15 protein-coding genes are annotated in these 16059 nt (G+C 62.5%); 3 read left to right on the top strand and 12 right to left on the bottom strand.

What is annotated here, in order from left to right:
* Positions 1-10 precede the first annotated feature (10 nt).
* The 9 genes from K5R88_RS11250 to K5R88_RS11210 all read right to left on the bottom strand — a co-directional run bounded on the left by K5R88_RS11250 (position 11) and on the right by K5R88_RS11210 (position 8642).
* Positions 11-676: an amino acid ABC transporter permease gene (locus K5R88_RS11250; protein WP_008024646.1), complete on the bottom strand. Its 666-nt coding sequence runs from the start codon at positions 674-676 to the stop codon at positions 11-13.
* Positions 669-2447: a cis-3-hydroxy-L-proline dehydratase gene (lhpI, locus tag K5R88_RS11245; RefSeq protein WP_226299961.1), complete on the bottom strand. Its 1779-nt coding sequence runs from the start codon at positions 2445-2447 to the stop codon at positions 669-671. The genes K5R88_RS11250 and lhpI overlap by 8 nt, the downstream gene beginning before the upstream one ends.
* Positions 2448-2457: 10 nt before the next feature.
* Entirely contained in the window at positions 2458-3276 is an 819-nt protein-coding gene (locus K5R88_RS11240) for an ABC transporter substrate-binding protein (protein ID WP_008024648.1), read from the bottom strand.
* A gap of 229 nt (positions 3277-3505) precedes the next feature.
* Positions 3506-4255 (bottom strand): AraC family transcriptional regulator, encoded by a 750-nt coding sequence (locus tag K5R88_RS11235; RefSeq protein ID WP_226299960.1) that lies wholly within the window; start codon positions 4253-4255, stop codon positions 3506-3508.
* Between the two features lie 74 nt (positions 4256-4329).
* On the bottom strand, positions 4330-5586 hold the full coding sequence (locus tag K5R88_RS11230) for an NAD(P)/FAD-dependent oxidoreductase (RefSeq protein WP_226299959.1): 1257 nt from the start codon (positions 5584-5586) through the stop codon (positions 4330-4332).
* Entirely contained in the window at positions 5583-5819 is a 237-nt protein-coding gene (locus tag K5R88_RS11225) for a 2Fe-2S iron-sulfur cluster-binding protein (RefSeq protein WP_226299958.1), read from the bottom strand. The genes K5R88_RS11230 and K5R88_RS11225 overlap by 4 nt, the downstream gene beginning before the upstream one ends.
* Positions 5812-6927 (bottom strand): NAD(P)/FAD-dependent oxidoreductase, encoded by a 1116-nt coding sequence (locus tag K5R88_RS11220; RefSeq protein ID WP_226299957.1) that lies wholly within the window; start codon positions 6925-6927, stop codon positions 5812-5814. The genes K5R88_RS11225 and K5R88_RS11220 overlap by 8 nt, the downstream gene beginning before the upstream one ends.
* Positions 6924-7856, bottom strand: coding sequence for a 4-hydroxyproline epimerase (locus tag K5R88_RS11215; RefSeq protein WP_008042617.1), 933 nt, complete (start codon positions 7854-7856; stop codon positions 6924-6926). The genes K5R88_RS11220 and K5R88_RS11215 overlap by 4 nt, the downstream gene beginning before the upstream one ends.
* Before the next feature lie 114 nt (positions 7857-7970).
* Entirely contained in the window at positions 7971-8642 is a 672-nt protein-coding gene (locus tag K5R88_RS11210) for a GntR family transcriptional regulator (RefSeq protein WP_008029632.1), read from the bottom strand.
* A gap of 282 nt (positions 8643-8924) precedes the next feature.
* Here K5R88_RS11210 and K5R88_RS11205 point away from each other — a divergent pair, with 282 nt between their 5' ends.
* Together K5R88_RS11205 and K5R88_RS11200 are read left to right on the top strand one after the other, a co-directional pair.
* Positions 8925-10964 (top strand): FAD-dependent oxidoreductase, encoded by a 2040-nt coding sequence (locus K5R88_RS11205; RefSeq protein WP_226299956.1) that lies wholly within the window; start codon positions 8925-8927, stop codon positions 10962-10964.
* 167 nt (positions 10965-11131) lie between these two features.
* On the top strand, positions 11132-12067 hold the full coding sequence (locus K5R88_RS11200) for a 1-aminocyclopropane-1-carboxylate deaminase/D-cysteine desulfhydrase (protein ID WP_226299955.1): 936 nt from the start codon (positions 11132-11134) through the stop codon (positions 12065-12067).
* Between the two features lie 102 nt (positions 12068-12169).
* Here K5R88_RS11200 and K5R88_RS11195 read toward each other — a convergent pair whose 3' ends face one another.
* The 3 genes from K5R88_RS11195 to K5R88_RS11185 all read right to left on the bottom strand — a co-directional run bounded on the left by K5R88_RS11195 (position 12170) and on the right by K5R88_RS11185 (position 15059).
* Positions 12170-12730 carry a cytochrome b gene (locus K5R88_RS11195; RefSeq protein ID WP_008040489.1) on the bottom strand — a complete coding sequence of 187 codons (561 nt, stop codon included), beginning with the start codon at positions 12728-12730 and terminating at the stop codon, positions 12170-12172.
* Between the two features lie 269 nt (positions 12731-12999).
* On the bottom strand, positions 13000-13827 hold the full coding sequence (phnX, locus tag K5R88_RS11190) for a phosphonoacetaldehyde hydrolase (protein ID WP_008040487.1): 828 nt from the start codon (positions 13825-13827) through the stop codon (positions 13000-13002).
* A 122-nt stretch (positions 13828-13949) separates the two neighbouring features.
* Entirely contained in the window at positions 13950-15059 is a 1110-nt protein-coding gene (locus K5R88_RS11185) for a 2-aminoethylphosphonate--pyruvate transaminase (protein WP_226299954.1), read from the bottom strand.
* Between the two features lie 109 nt (positions 15060-15168).
* Here K5R88_RS11185 and K5R88_RS11180 point away from each other — a divergent pair, with 109 nt between their 5' ends.
* Complete coding sequence (locus K5R88_RS11180) at positions 15169-16032, top strand: LysR substrate-binding domain-containing protein (protein ID WP_226299953.1); 864 nt, start codon at positions 15169-15171, stop codon at positions 16030-16032.
* The last annotated feature ends 27 nt before the right edge of the window (positions 16033-16059 follow it).

Here is a 16059-nt window from a genome sequence, read left to right as displayed (position 1 = left end):
AGTCACGTCCTCAGTAACGGAACAGCCGCCAGGCCATCAGCCGGGCCGTCGCGACGATCGCCTTGGCAATCAGGTAATACAGCACCGCGGCGATGGTGAAATATTCGAAGGTGCGGAACGTCTTGACGTTGTAGTCCTGGGTCACGCCGGTGAGGTCGTTGTTGAGCCCGACAATCACCCCCAGCGACGTCATCAACACCGCCCAGACCATCTGGTTGCTCAACGGGTAGAACACGATCCGCAACAGTTGCGGGACGATGATCATCCGGTAGGCCTGGAAGGCACTCATGCCCAGCGAGCGCGCGGCACGCACCTGCGTGCCGGGCACTGCCTTGAGCCCGCCGCGAAAGTTTTCCGCGAGATAGCCGGCATTGTTGAAGGTGATCCCGGCCAACAGCGCGAGCCAGGAGCTGACGTGCAGGCCCATTGAGCCGAGGCCGAAGTACAGGATGTAGATCTGGAACAGCGACGGGGTATTACGGGCGATCGACACCCAGCCGTTGCCGATGCCGCGCAGCAGCGGGTGCCTGGTTTCACGCATGACTGTCAGGGCCAGGGCGATCAGTACGCCGAAAATCATCGACAGCGCGGCGGTCTCGAACGTGACCCAGGCACCGGCGAGCATGTCCGGCAAGGCGCGCAGGGTGGCGCGCCATTGGAAGGTGTAATCAAACATGCGCGAGGCTCTCCATCAGCAAGGCAGGTTGCAACCAGCTCGGCAGTCGCCCGCTGGCGCTGGCAGTGCAAGCGGCGTCAACGCACTCGGCGAGGCTGGCGAAGTGCACTTTTCGCCCCACCAGACCCGGTGCGTAATGGGCGTATTTGCCCGAGTTGGTCATTAAGGTTGTGGCGGCTGGCGGAATCACCGGCTCACCGAGCATGCACCAGCAGGTGTCCGTCACCAGGGTGGCGCCGAAGGCTTCAATGACGCCGATGTGTCCGGCGTCGCGCGCCTGTTCCAGCACCGCACGACCGCACGTGATGGCGAGCACCACCTCGGGGTGTTTGTGCCGGCCGTGACACAGCCGCGCGAGTCGGGCGAACTCGCTGAGCGAGAAGTGCGGGTTACCCAGCGAGACCACCTCCACGCGGTTGTCACGGGCACTGTTCAGCTCGCGCCAACTGCCCAGCAGGTCCGCCAGGCGGATTGTTTCCACAGGTATCGGGACGTCGGCTTCCAGCGCTTGTGCAGGGTTGAGTGCTTCGGGTGTGACCCCGGCGATATGAAACAACGGCGCGGCCGACGTGGTGGCGAACGCCGCACCGAAGGCTTTCAGGTCGTCGAGGTCTGGCTGGTGCTGTTCCAGCCCGAACACCAGCGGGATCCGGCTGCCCGCGAGGGCACCGATGTGGTAGCCGAGCAAGGGGTAAAACGCATCGTCGAGTTCGCCCAGGTCCGGTAATTCAACGCGCAGGCGGGCTTTGCGTGGCGCTTCCAGATGACAACCGATCAGCGGCGCGCGGCCGGTCAGGGCGATGCAGATATCCAGATAGTCCGGGTACTTCAACGTGCGCGCACCGAGCACGCTGTTGGCGTAGACCACCGCGTTGGATTCGGCCCAGACGATCTGCTCGCCGGCCTTCGGTGCGGTGTCGAGCAAGTAGGGGGCGCAGGTGAAACTGAGCTGCGCACCCATCGCCATGTAGGCATCGCCCAAGGCACTGGCCGGTTCGCCGAGCAACGGGTCGATGCCCAACGCTCGCCAGCGGCGCTGGTCCACGGAAATTGAATTGAGGGTGGTGGGCACGCGAACCTTTGCGCCCCAGTGCACCAGTTGTTCGGCGAAGCGCAGGCTCGCCGGTCCCGTGTAAATACAGCCGTCGATGTGGGCCTGAGCGATATCCACCAGTTGGTGGGCGCCTTGCAGTTCGGCCATGCGCAGGACAATCTGCATGGCCATCTGCGCGGCTTTGCCATGCTCGCCGTCGAGCAGCGAACGGTCGAACCCGGTGAGCTCAATCGACTCGTTGGTTTCGCCTGTGTGCATCGGTGTTTCGGTTGGCTGCCAGCCATCGATGGGCACGTGATCGAACATCGCCAGCGAGGCGCCTTCGACTCGGGCGAAGGCTTTGCCGCGCAAGGTCGCGAAGGCCTCCCGGCCGATGCACAGCACCGGCAGGGAACGCTCGAAAATGGTCTGTGCCACCAGCACGCCCAAGGTCAGAATCTCATCGGCTTCGGCCAGGACCAAAGCAGCCGGAGCATGACCGTTGCTGATCAACTCCATCAGCACGCTGCTGCCGGTACACGAACCGCGACCACTGGGAATGGCCAGCACACGACCGTGCAGATGTTCGCCGCTGAGCGGATGGTGACGGTCGATGACTTCACCCGTACAAGGGTCGACGCCGCCCCAGAAGCTCAGCCCGACATCGGCAAACAGCAGCGCGCCCTGGGCGGAGCCCGGGACCAGGTTACGACCGGTGAGAGCAGTGGACCCAGGCATGCCGGACACCTTAGTAGTAGACCTTTGGCACGGTCAGGTCAGTCGGCGGGATTTCAGTGCCGACCCATTTGGTGAACAACTCGTTGTAGCGACCGCTGCGCACCTGCTGGTTGACGAACAGGTTGAGGTAGTTGAGCAGGCCGTACTCATTGCGCTTGGCACCCAGGGACACGTAGTCGATGGTGTAAGGCGCGTTGCCGGCGATTTTCAGGTTTTTGTATTTGCCCGACTTGATCGTCGCGGCGGCGACGGTATTGGTCACCACCGTGGCGTCGATGTGACCCTGGGCCACCGCCAGCAGCGTGTCGTTTTGTGACTGGTAGGCGCGGAAGGTGCCGCTGCCCCATTTCTTCACATCGCCCTCCAGCGCGATGGCCTCAAAGGTGCCGCTGGTGTTGCCCAGCGCTTTGCCCTTGATGTCGTTGAAGCTGTTAATGCCAGTGTTGTCGCGGGTCAGCACGACCATCTGGAAGGCGAAGTACGGCACGGTCAGGCCAACGGTCTTGGCCCGTTCGAGGGTGTCGGAGGTCGAGGCGACGATCACGTCAGCCCGTCCGGAGATCAGCGCCGGAATGCGGTCCGGGAACGGCGTTTCCACCACTTCGGCCTCGACCCCGAGGATCTTCGCCAGGTCGTTGCAATAGTCCACGTCGAAACCGGCAGGAGCGTTGCTGGCATCGCGGAAACCCATGGGCGGGAAGTCCAGGGTCACGGCGCAGCGCAGCTTGCCGGAACCGATAATGTCGTCGAGCTTGTCAGCCTGCGCGGTGGCAATGAAGGAGGTACTGAGAACAGCGCTGAGGGCTACGGCAAATGCGGGGTTTTTCATAGAGGCCTCGTTCTGTGGAAGTGCTGTTGAATATCGTATTGGGGATTTCGTATACGATATTAACAATAGCAATGGCCGTGCCGTTTTTGCTTTTACCGTCGAATTTTTGCCAACCCTTGAAGCAGGGCGGCTCAGCGCAAGCGAGCGGGGCAACGCTACGACTGTGTCGGTCAAGGAGGTGTTACGGAAGGGAGCACGCAGGGTGCGCAGCGCCCCTTAAAGGAACATTTTAACGACCGCTATCGCGGTACTGGCTGGGCGAAAGACTGGTGAGGGCGCGGAATTGGCGGCTGAACGCACTGTGGTCGGTGTAGCCGCAGCGCAGAGCGATTTCGGTGATCGGCAGGTCGGTGTCGAGCAACAGGCGCGAGCCTTCTTCCAGGCGGGACTTGTGGATCATCTGCCGTGGCGTGAGCTGGAACACCCGTTTGCAATGGCGTTCCAGTTGCGCCACAGAGAAACCGGCGATGGCCGTCAATTCAGCAAGGCTGATCGGTCGGGCGAAATGACGGCGGATGTGTGCGTCCACCGCTGCCAGTTTCTGGAACGCCGGATGGTTGGACTGGGGCAGTTGCAGGTCGCGGGAAATGCCGGCGAGGCCGACGATCCGCCCTTGTTCGTCATGCAGGGCGAGTTTGTGGGTCAGGCACCAGACTGGCTGGTTGCCGAAATACAGGTGCAGTTCCAGTTGATCCGCCAGTTCACGGCCGGTGGACAGCACGCGCCGATCCTGCTCGGTGTACAGCGGGCCAAATCGTGCCGGGAAGACCTGGTCCGCCGTCAGTCCGAGCAGTTGCCCGCTGTGCTTGAAACCACACCGTCGAGCCAGGGTCTGGTTGACGAAGACATAGCGCGCCTCGCTGTCCTTGATGAAGAACACCACGTCCGCCAGGGTGTCGAGCAGCGTCGCGATGGGCTGCAGACTGCTCAGCAGCGTGGGCAAATCGCAGGGTTTGAACTGATTGAGTAAGGGGAACATAGCGCTGGGGGCCTGGTGGCAACTACCGGGATCATAAAGACTCGGCAGTGCCCCCGAAACCCCGGAGCGAGCGTTTACTCGGGCGGGGTGTCGTCCAGGCACATCAGGGTTTCGATTCGTGCCGGGCTGAACGGCGGTCGCGGGGCCGAGGGTTGCCAGTCGAACAGGTACTGCAAGGCGCCGCCACACACTCGCCCCTGACAGGCGCCCATGCCGCAGCGGCTGGCCAATTTTGCCGCACGCCAGTCAGCGTGCCCGGCCAGTGCCGCGTAGGGCACGTCTTCGCAGCGACAGACCAGCGTGTCGGCTTGCGCCAGTGACTTGAGGTGCGGGTTGAGGCTGAATGCGCTGTTCAACGCCTTGGCGAAACCCTGCCAACGCGTCCGACGCGGCCACAATTGGCGTGCCGCTGCGGTGTTACCGACGGCGGCATGCCCGGCAATGGCACCTTCGACCAACGCCAGTTCACTGCCGCCGAAACCGGTGCATTCGCCTGCGGCGTAGTGATCGGCAAGGCTCGTGGCTTGCCAGGCATCGACCGCGAGCGCCGTGTCGTCGAGTGCGCAACCCAGCGCCTGACCGAGTTGTGTATTGGGAATCAGGCCGAAACCACAGGCCAGGCGATCACAGGCCAGTTCGACGATTTTGCCCTGTTGCCGCAGTCGCACACCTTCCAGCCGTTCATTACCCAAGGCTGCCACGACGTGGGAGCCGGTGCGGTAATGACGATCAAACAGGCTGAAGGATTGCACAAGCTTGCCCGGCCAGCGTGGCAGTTGCAGGGCGAACCCGGCGACCGCAACCGAGGAGGCTTGCTCGGCAATGCTCAGCACGTGGGCGCCATTGTGTTTCGCGGTGGCTGCACTGGCCAGTAACAACGGCCCGCTGCCGGCGATCACCACGCGTTCGTCCTGCACCGGCAGGCCGCCCTTGATCAACGCCTGGAGTCCTCCGGCCCCCGTCACACCCGGCAATGTCCAGCCGGGGAAGGGCAGCAGCAACTCACGGGCGCCGGTGCACAGAATCAGTTTGTCGTAGCCGATCAGCCATCCGTGATCGGCGTCTTCCACCAGCAATTGTTTGGGGCCGGAACAGGCGATCACACGAGTGCCGCTGTGGTGGCGAATATTGCTGTTGGCATGCAGGCGCTCGCGCATCTGCCGTGCCTGATTCGGCAGGCTGGCCTGAGGCCCGTCGCGCCAGATCTGGCCTCCCGGCAACGGGTTGTCGTCGAGCACGATAATGCGGGCGCCACTGGTCGCGGCGGCGAGGGCGGCGCTCATGCCGGCGGGGCCGGCACCGATGATCAGCAAGTCGGCGAATTCATTCATGGTTGGGTCCGCACCTGCATGCCGTCATGACACAGCGTCTGGCAGGCCAGTCGGCGGCGTCCGTCGATGGTCACCCGGCATTCCTGGCAGATGCCCATGCCGCACAGCGGTGCGCGCCGCTGACCGCTGACCGACGTGCGACTGCAACCGTCGCTGGCCAAGGCTAATGCCGCGGCGACAGTCGTACCTTCGGCGACCCGCAGGGTGCGGCCGTCCAGGACCAAATCAGGCATACACGGCCTCCCCGAGAAAACGTTGCGGCAGATAGGCTTGCGCCGCCAATGGCGGCGTCTCATTGAACAGTTGCGCGACCAGAATATCGGCGGTGCCGGGGGCCGTGGTGACCCCCAGTCCCTCGTGACCGACCGCCAGCCACAAACCTTTGCGCGATGGGTGCTCACCAATCAGTGGCAGCCCGTCGGGGCTGGCGGCGCGAAAACCGGTCCAGGCGCGGATGCCATTGAGCTGGGCCAGGCCCGGCATGTACTCGGTGGCGCGCTTGAGCATTTTCGCGAGCATCCAGCCTTCGACCTGCGGGTCGGTGGTACCGAATTGTCGCGAGGCGCCGATGAACAGTTGCCCGGTCGGCCGGGGCTGAATGTTGCAGGCGGTCGAGGGCCCTGTGGCGTTGTGGGCGCTGGTGACATAGCCGAGTTCCACCAGCGTGTGGGTGACCTTGCCGGGGTAGCGGTCGGTGATCAGCAAGTGGCCTTTTTTCGGCTCGATCGGCAACTCGGGGCACAGGTCGTTGGCCTGGATGCCGTTGGCCAATATGACTGCCTCAGCGCTCAACCACTGGCCGTCATCGAGTCGCACGCGATTGCCATCGACCTCGCTGACCCGCGCCCGACGTTGTTCGATGTCGGCGGTGTCGAGCATCCAGTTGGCGGTCGCCGGAGCGTAGAGAATGCCGTCGCCATTGATCAACAAACCGCCTTCGAGGTCTTCGCGCAGTTCAGGTTCACGGGCGCGCAAGGCATTACGAGCGATCAACTCGCAGGCAACGCCCTGGGTCTGAAGGTTCAGGTATTTGCTGTGGGCCACGGCCATTTCTTCGGCATTGGCTGCCAGCCACAACGTCCCGTTGCTGCGGTAAGCGCAGCCTTCAGGCAAGTCCGGCGCCAGTTCGCGCCAGCGTTGCAGCGAGTATTGGCTCAGGGCCAGCTCGGCCGGGTTGTCGTCGAGCACCAGCAAGTGGCCCATACCGGCGGCCGTCGCGCTGTGCAAGCCAGCGTCCAGCACCAGCACGCGCAAGCCGCGCCGGGCCAGCGCCTGGGCGCACGCGGCACCGATGATGCCGGCGCCGATCACGATGACATCGGCCTCCAGGCCTTGGCTCATGGACGAATGCCCCAGGCGAACGGGTCGTCCTGTTCGATGATCAGGCTGGCCTCGGCGCTGATGAAGGCGCGGCCACGAATCGTCGGTACGATGCGCTCGCCGTGCTGTTCGTAGGAGCCTTCGAACTCGCTGCCGATCACGCTCGCCTGGCGCCAGATCTGGCCCGGCTGCAATTTGTCATCGGCCGCCAGGCACGCCAGTTTTGCACTGGTGCCGGTACCGCAGGGCGAGCGGTCGTAGGCCTTGCCGGGGCAGAGCACAAAGTTGCGGCTGTCGGCCTGTTCATCCTCGGCGAACAGCTCGACGTGGTCGATCAACCCGCCGTCTTCGCCACGTATCCCCTGAACGTCCAGTGCTTGTTGCACGGCGAAGGTGTAGGCGGTCAACGCATCAAGGTTGTCGCTGGCAACGCGCAGACCATGCTCGGCGATCAGGAAAAACCAGTTGCCACCCCAGGCAATATCACCGACCACTTCGCCAATTCCCGGCACCTGCAACGCCACGGCTTTGCGATAACGGTAGGCCGGCACGTTGCGCACGCTGACGGAGTGGTCGTCGTGCAAGGTTGCCTGCACCGTGCCGACCGGCGTTTCGATGCTGTGCACGCCCGGACCGATCTTGCCCAGGTGAGCAAGCGACGCCACCAAGCCGATGGTGCCGTGGCCGCACATGCCGAGGTAACCCGAGTTATTGAAGAAGATCACCCCGGCACAGGCCGCAGGGTCAACCGGTTCGCACAGCAGTGCGCCGACCAGCACATCACTGCCTCGCGGTTCGAGCACGCAGGCGGTGCGCCATTGGTCATGGTGTTCAGCCAGCCGTTGAAGACGTTCGGCCATGCTGCCGGTGCCCAGCTCGGGAAAACCGGAGGTCACCAGGCGGGTGGGTTCGCCGCCGGTGTGGGAGTCAATCACGGTGATGCGTTTCATGAGTGGGCCACGTCCGTTCAGATGAGTGAACGCAAGAGTGGCCCGTGCGGGGGCTTGCAGGCTTGATGGTTTTACCCGGTGCCGATGACGAAATCGGCACAGTACCGCGGTCTGTCAGTGGTGGTGGGGCAGGTGCTCGAACAGGGTTTTGCAGACCCCTGCGATGTGTTCGTCCAGCAGCTTCACCGCCCGGTCGACGTCACCGGCGCGACAGGCTTCGAGGATCTCACGGTGTTCGTGATCGGCGCGTTCCTTGCCTGCGGAAAGGCTCATCTGCATGCGCAGGTAACGTTCCAGTTTGTCGTTCACCGAACGGATCAGGCTCACCAGAAACGGACGTTGTGCCGGTTCATAGAGGCAGGCGTGCAGTTCCCAATTGAGCTCGGCCCAACGTCCCACATCATCTTCGCCGACGAACTCCTGACAGATGCGTTCGGCCCGGGCGAAGGTGTCTTCGGTCATGTTGGGAATGGCCAGGCGAAGCACCTTGTCTTCGAGCAACATGCGCACTTCGAACATCTGCGCCAGCTCGGCATCGGACACCCGTGTGACCATCGCCCCGCGATTGCGCTGGAACATCACCAGGCCTTCGGCTTCCAGGCGCTTGAGGGCCTCACGCACCGGGATCTTGCTGACGTTGAACTGCCGGGCGATGTCGTCCTGGCGAATCGGCTCGTCCTCGGCGAAATGCCCGGCGACGATGGCGTCACGCAGATGGCGGGTGATGATTTCAGATGTCGAAGGCGCATTGCCCAAGTCTGGAGCATTGAATTTGGGTAGGGTCACGGCGGCAGTCGTTCGGATTGAGTTGGAGATATGGTATACGAATTTTCATTGGGTTCAGTGCACTTGCGCTGCCTTTCGACAGCCGCACCCTGACTCCCCGGGGTTAATTGCAGAGGAGATGGCGCAAACGTCCGACACCCGAGCCGTTGCGCATTTGGATCATTAAGTTGTCAGTTTCGGTCATTGAGCGGCCGGGGGAGTGCTCATAGTCTGTTACACATGACAGAGGGGCGCCAAAGAGCGCCCACACTTTTTCCGTGAACGCTCGTTGTGGAGTTACCGATGACCGCCGCTCATTACCCGCACCTGTTGGCTCCGTTGGACCTGGGTTTTACCACGTTGCGCAACCGCACCCTGATGGGGTCGATGCACACCGGTCTTGAGGAAAAGCCCGGCGGCTTTGAACGCATGGCTGCTTTCTTCGCCGAGCGCGCCCGTGGCGGTGTCGGCCTGATGGTCACTGGCGGTATCGGTCCGAACGACGAAGGCGGTGTGTATTCCGGCGCGGCCAAACTGACCACCCTCGAAGAAGCGCTCAAGCATCAGATCGTGACCCGCGCGGTGCACGAGGCGGGCGGCAAGATCTGCATGCAGATTCTGCATGCCGGCCGTTATGCCTACAGCCCGAAGCAAGTTGCGCCGAGCGCCATTCAGGCGCCGATCAACCCGTTCAAGCCCAAAGAGCTGGACGAGGAAGGCATCGAGAAGCAGATCAGCGATTTCGTCACCTGCTCGACCCTGGCGCAAACAGCCGAGTACGACGGCGTCGAGATCATGGGCTCCGAAGGTTATTTCATTAACCAGTTCCTCGCGGCGCACACCAACCACCGTACCGACCGCTGGGGCGGCAGCTACGAAAACCGCATGCGCCTGCCGGTGGAAATCGTCCGCCGTGTACGCGAAGCCGTAGGCCCGAATTTCATCATTATCTTCCGCCTGTCGATGCTCGACCTGGTGGAAGGCGGCAGCAGCTGGGAAGAAATCGTGACCCTGGCCAAGGCCATCGAACAGGCCGGTGCAACCATTATCAACACCGGCATCGGCTGGCACGAAGCGCGGATTCCGACCATCGCCACCAAAGTGCCGCGCGCGGCGTTCAGCAAAGTCACCGCCAAGCTGCGCGGCTCGGTGAGCATTCCGCTGATCACCACCAACCGCATCAACACCCCGGAAATCGCCGAGCAGATTCTCGCTGAAGGCGATGCTGACATGGTCTCCATGGCGCGGCCGTTCCTTGCCGATGCCGACTTCGTCAACAAGGCCGCCGCGGGCCGTGCCGATGAAATCAACACCTGCATCGGTTGCAACCAGGCGTGCCTCGATCACACGTTTGGCGGCAAGTTGACCACTTGCCTGGTGAACCCGCGGGCTTGCCACGAGACCGAACTCAACTACCTGCCCGTGCAGCAGATCAAGAAAATCGCCGTGGTCGGTGCCGGCCTTGCGGGTCTGTCGGCCGCAACCGTGGCTGCCGAGCGTGGTCATCAGGTGACGCTGTTCGATTCGGCCAGTGAAATCGGCGGTCAGTTCAACATCGCCAAACGCGTGCCGGGCAAGGAAGAGTTCTTTGAAACCCTGCGCTACTTCAACCGCAAGTTGCAAACCACCAACGTCGAGGTCTGCCTGAACACTCGGGTCGATGTGGCGAAACTGGTTGAAGGCGGTTACGACGAGATCATCCTCGCCACCGGCATCGCGCCGCGTGTACCGGCGATTCCAGGCGTCGAGAACGCCAAGGTGTTGAGCTACCTGGACGTGATTCTTGAGCGTAAGCCGGTGGGCAAACGGGTCGCCGTGATCGGCGCGGGCGGGATTGGTTTCGACGTGTCCGAGTTCCTCGTGCATCAGGGCGTTGCCACCAGCCTGGACCGTGAAGCGTTCTGGAAAGAGTGGGGCATCGACACGCTTCTTCAGGCGCGTGGCGGTGTCGCCGGCATCAAGGCTGAGCCGCATGCACCGGCGCGTGAAGTGTTCCTGCTGCAACGCAAGAAATCCAAGGTCGGCGACGGCCTGGGCAAAACCACCGGCTGGATTCACCGCACCGGTCTGAAGAACAAGCAAGTGCAGATGCTCAACAGCGTCGAATACCTGAAGATCGACGACGAAGGTTTGCACATCCGCATCGGCGAAACCGGCGAGCCGCAAGTGCTGCCGGTGGACAACATCGTGATCTGCGCCGGGCAGGATCCGTTGCGCGAATTGCAGGACGGGTTGGTTGCGGCAGGGCAGAACGTGCATTTGATTGGCGGCGCGGACGTGGCGGCGGAGCTGGATGCGAAGCGGGCCATCAATCAGGGTTCGCGGTTGGCTGCTGAGCTTTAACAGCAGGTCCAGCGTGCCAATGGCCTTCGCGGGCAAGCCTCGCTCCTACAGGTATTGTGTCGTTTATCAATTTTGTGAACGGCACAATACCTGTAGGAGCGAGGCTTGCCCGCGAAGGCGTCTTCAAGGCTGCTAATATGCCGGCTCTTTACCCAGAGCCGGCATCGATGTTCCTCCCTTCCAATGACTGGCTTCCCCGAGCCCCGCTCGAACCCCTTCATCTCGACTGGCTCGAAAGCACCGGCATCGAAGTCGCCATCCTGCGCCTGGACCAGATCGACCCGCTGATCAGCGGCAACAAGTGGTTCAAGCTCATCGAACACCTCAAAGCGGCTGACCTTGCCGCTGCCAAAGGCATCATCAGCCTCGGCGGTGCTCACTCCAATCATCTTCACGCACTGGCTGCCGCCGGCAAGCGCTTCGGTTTCACGACCGTGGGTTTATTGCGCGGCCATCCGCAGGAAACGCCCACAGTGAAAGACTTGCAAGCCTTCGGCATGCAGTTGCACTGGCTCGGTTATGGCGGCTATCGCGCGCGGCACGATGCGGGTTTCTGGGAACCCTGGCAGGCGCAATACCCTGAGCTGTTTGCGGTGCCGGAAGGTGGCGGCGGTTTGTCGGGTGCGAAGGGCTGCATGCAACTGAAGTCGATGGTCGGCGCGCAACTGAACGGTCTGGGCTGGAGCGACTACGACGGCTGGTGGCTGGCCTGTGGAACGGGCACCACGCTGGCCGGCCTGGCGTTGGCTGAAGCGGGGGATCATCCGGTTTATGGCGCGCTGGCGGTGCCCGATGATCATGGCGTTGCGCAGCAAATCGCATCGATCGTGCAGGAAGCGGGCTTGCATCATCCGGTCTACGAACTGTTCGACGCCAGTCGTGGTGGCTTCGCCAAAGTCGATCCGCTGTTACTGGATTTCATCGCGCAAACCGAACAGGCCAGTGGCATTCCCCTTGAACCGCTGTACACCGGCAAAGCGCTGCTGGCGCTCAAGCAGCAAGTCGAAGCCGGACGATTCGCACAGGGTACGCGACTGATCTTCATCCACACCGGCGGCTTGCAAGGGCTTCGCGGATTTTCGTCGCGCCTCGTACCCCTGTAGGAGCGAGGCTTGCCCGCGAACACAGGCGACGCGGTCTGTCCGACAAACCTCGTCATCGTTCTTCGCGGGCAAGCCTCGCTCCTACAGGGGAGGGCGTTGTTTTCAGGAATTGCGGTTTACGCGTTTGGGCATCATCCGCAGCAGGGTGTTGTCGCCCACCACATAGTGGTGATAAATCCCCGCCACGGCGTGCAGCCCGATCAGCCAGTAACCGATGGTGCCGCCGAGTACATGCCAGCCTTCGATTTGCTTGGCCAACTCCTTGTCCTCTGACAGCAGCATCGGCAGATCAATGCCATAGAACATCACCTGATGCCCCTTGGCGCTGGTGACCAGCCAACCCAGAATCGGCATGGCGATCATGAACAGGTACAGCGCCCAGTGCATCAATCTGGCCAGCACGGTCTGCCAGTGCGGCGAAGCGGGGAAGATCTGCGGCGCCGGGCCGAGGCTGCGCGCGAACAGCCGCAACCACACCAGCACAAACACCGTCAGACCGAGCATGAAATGCGCTTCAACGATCAGCGTTCGGCCACCACTGCCTTTGGGAAAGATTCCGCGAAATTCGATGCTGGCGTAAACCACCGCGAGCAACACCAGCATCAACCAATGCAGCGTGATCGACACGGTGCTGTAGCGTGAGTCGGAGTTCTTCCAGGGCATACGGCGTTCCTCACAGGTCGGGTCAGGCCACCGTTCTTGGTTGACGGTGTGCGTTAACTGTAAGCCTGTTTCGCACGGTTTGCCTCAAGCCATTGGCGGTTCAATGCTCTAAGTCAGGTGATTGAGCAAAAAAACACAATTCCCCCTGTAGGAGCGAGCGGTGCGGCGATCCGACTTGCCCGCGAAGGCGTCTGAACATTCAACATGGATGTCGGCAGATAGTACGCCTTCGCGGGCAAGCCTCGCTCCTACAGGGGGAATGCGGTGAATCAGTTGGTTTGCGGCATCTCGCCGTTGGCCAGGCGCTGGTTGATGTCGGCGATCACGGCCGGCAAATCGGTGATGGTGTCGATCATGTAGTGCGGGCGCGAGCCTTCGAACAGTGCGTGGATACGCTTGCGTTCGCTGTCCAGCTCGTCACTGCCGAGGGCGCGATAACCTTCGTAGTCCAGGCCCAGCGCGTTACCCGAGCAGATCAGCGCCACGGTCCACATGCCGGCGCGACGACCTTCAAGAATGCCTGGCACGGTGTCGTCGATCTTCACGCACGCGGCGACATCGTCGATGCCCAGGGCGATCACGTTGGCCAGTGCCTGAGCCGGCCATGGACGGCCGTTGGGCACTTCGTCGGTGGCGACCACGTGATCGGCGACGTAGCCATTGGTGGCGGCGAGCTCGACCACTTTGTCCATGACCTGTTTCGGGTAGCCGGAGCAGGAGCCGATCTTGATCCCTTGCGCACGCAGGTTGGCGATGGTCTCCAGCGCGCCGGGGATCAGCGCCGAGTGCTCGGCGATTTTTTCGATTTGCAGCGGCATGAAGCGTTGGTAAATCGCAGTGACGTCATCGTCGGTCGGCGTGCGGCCGAAGGCCTTGCGATAACGTTCGGCGACGGCCGGCTGATCACACAGGGTGCGGATGTGATCCCACTTGCCCATGCCCATCGGGCCACGGGCTTCTTCGATGGACACCTGGACATCGAATTCGGCGAAGGCCTCGACAAAAATCTGGGTTGGGGCGAAGGAGCCGAAATCGACCACGGTGCCGGCCCAGTCGAGGATGGCGGCTTGCAGTTTGGTTGGGTTTGCGTAGTTCATTTTTTTGATCCTGTAGGAGCGAGGCTTGCCCGCGAAGAACGATGACGAGGTTTGTCGGACAGACCGCGTCGCCTGTGTTCGCGGGCTAGCCTCGCTCCTACAGGGACGGCGGTGTCTGTGGTTCAGATTTCGAGCACTTCCATCTCGCGCAGCACTTCGGCAATCGCCGCCACCGCCGCGTGCATCTCGGCCTGGTTGACGTGGCCGATGCAGCCGACGCGGAAGGTTTCGACCTGGGTCAATTTGCCGGGATAGAGGATGAAACCCTTGGCCTTGACGCGTTCGTAGAACTCCTTGAACTGGTAACGCGGGTCTTTCGGTGCGTGGAAAGTGACAATGATCGGCGCCTGGATCGCGGCGGGCAGGAAGCTGCGCAAGCCGAGCCTGGCCATGTCATCGAGCAACACTTTGCAGTTGTCGGCGTAGCGCTGATGCCGCGCCGGCAAACCGCCTTCTTCGTTGTATTGCAGCAGGGCTTCGTGCAGCGCCGCGACCACGTGGGTTGGCGGGGTGAAGCGCCATTGGCCGGTCTTGGCCATGTAGGTGTGCTGGTCGAACAGGTCCATCGCCAGCGAGTGCGAGTTGCCGGCGGCATTTGCCAGCGCGTCTTTGCGAGCGAAGACAAACCCCATCCCCGGCACGCCTTCCAGGCATTTGCCCGAGGCCGCGATCAACGCGTCGAACGGCACCTGTTGCGCATCCACCGGCAGCGCGCCAAAGGAGCTCATGGCGTCGATGATCAGGCGTTTGCCGTGTTGCGCAATGACCTGGGCGATTTCCGGCAGCGGGTTGAGGATGCCGGTGCTGGTTTCGCAGTGGATCAGCGCAACGTGGGTGATGCTGGCATCGGCCCGCAGCAGACGGTCTACGTCGGCGGCGGTGGTCGGTTCGTCTTCGGCGGTTTCAAAGGTGCTGAAGGAACGGCCGAGCACTTCGCAGATTTTCGCCAGGCGTTTGCCATAGGCGCCGTTGATCAGCACCAGGACTTTGCCGTCGCGAGGCACCAGCGTGCCGATTGCCGCTTCGACGGCGAAGGTGCCGCTGCCTTGCAGGGGCACGCAGTGGTGACTCTCGCTGCCGTTGATGATCGCCAGCAGTTGCTCGCAGAGGCTGGCGGTCAGTTGATTGAAGCGGTCATCCCATGAACCCCAGTCGACCATCATCGCCTGACGGGTGCGGGCCGACGTCGTCAACGGGCCGGGGGTGAGCAGGATGGGTTCGGCAGTACTCATTCTCGTGTCCTCGCAATCGATGGGATGAAGCTACGGGGCTTAAATTGCAATTTGCCGTGTTATCAATCAAATTGTTTGTTGTTATGCCAGCCATCAGTGAGGGTTATTCATGAACCTGTTCCAGCTCCGCGCCTTCGATGCGGTGGCCCGCGAGGGCAGCTTTACCCGGGCCGCTGCACGGCTGTTCATCAGCCAACCGGCGGTCACCGGGCACATCAAGGCGTTGGAGGAGCACTACCAGATCACCCTGCTGCGGCGCACCGCGCGTCGGGTCGAGCTGACGGAGGAGGGCACCAAACTCGCCGCGATCACCCGGGCGATGTTTGGTCTGGCCGAAGAAGCGCAAGTGATGCTGGAGGCCAATCGGCAATTGCTCACCGGGCGTCTGGAAGTGGCGGCGGATGGGCCGCACATGGTCATGCCGATGCTCGCGAGCCTGCGCGCGCGGTATCCGGGGATCACCGTGAACCTGCGCCTGGGCAATGCGCAGGAAACCCTGGCGGCGCTGTTGTCGGAGCATGCCGATGTGGCGGTGCTGACCGAGGTTGAGCCGCGCAAGGGTTTGCATTTGCAGGCGCTGAGCGAGTCGCGGATTTGTGCGCTGGTGCCTGAGGGGCATGCTTGGGCGCAGCGTTCGAAAGGGGTGCCGCTGAAGGATTTGGATCAGGTCATCATGGTGTTGCGCGAACCGAGTTCGATTACCCGACGCACGTTCGATGACGCTTGCGCCCAGGCGAAGGTGAGCCCCCGGGTGTTGCTGGAACTGGACAGTCGCGAGGCGGTGACCGAGGCCGTCGCGGCACAGTTGGGGGTTGGCGTGGTGTCGTCGGTGGAGGTCAGCCATGACCCGCGGGTGGCGGCGGTGCCGATTATTGGCGAGGGATTGGTGAACCGGCACATGATCGGGTGCATGGAGCGGCGGCGGGATTTGCGCTTGATTCAGGCGTTTTTCGAGTTGGCGCCGGTCAGTTAGACCGAGGTGCGGCCTTCGCGGGCAAGC

The sequence above is a fragment of the Pseudomonas sp. MM213 genome (assembly GCF_020423045.1).
Classification (GTDB): domain Bacteria; phylum Pseudomonadota; class Gammaproteobacteria; order Pseudomonadales; family Pseudomonadaceae; genus Aquipseudomonas; species Aquipseudomonas migulae.
This window is presented reverse-complemented; position numbering and strand designations above follow the sequence as displayed.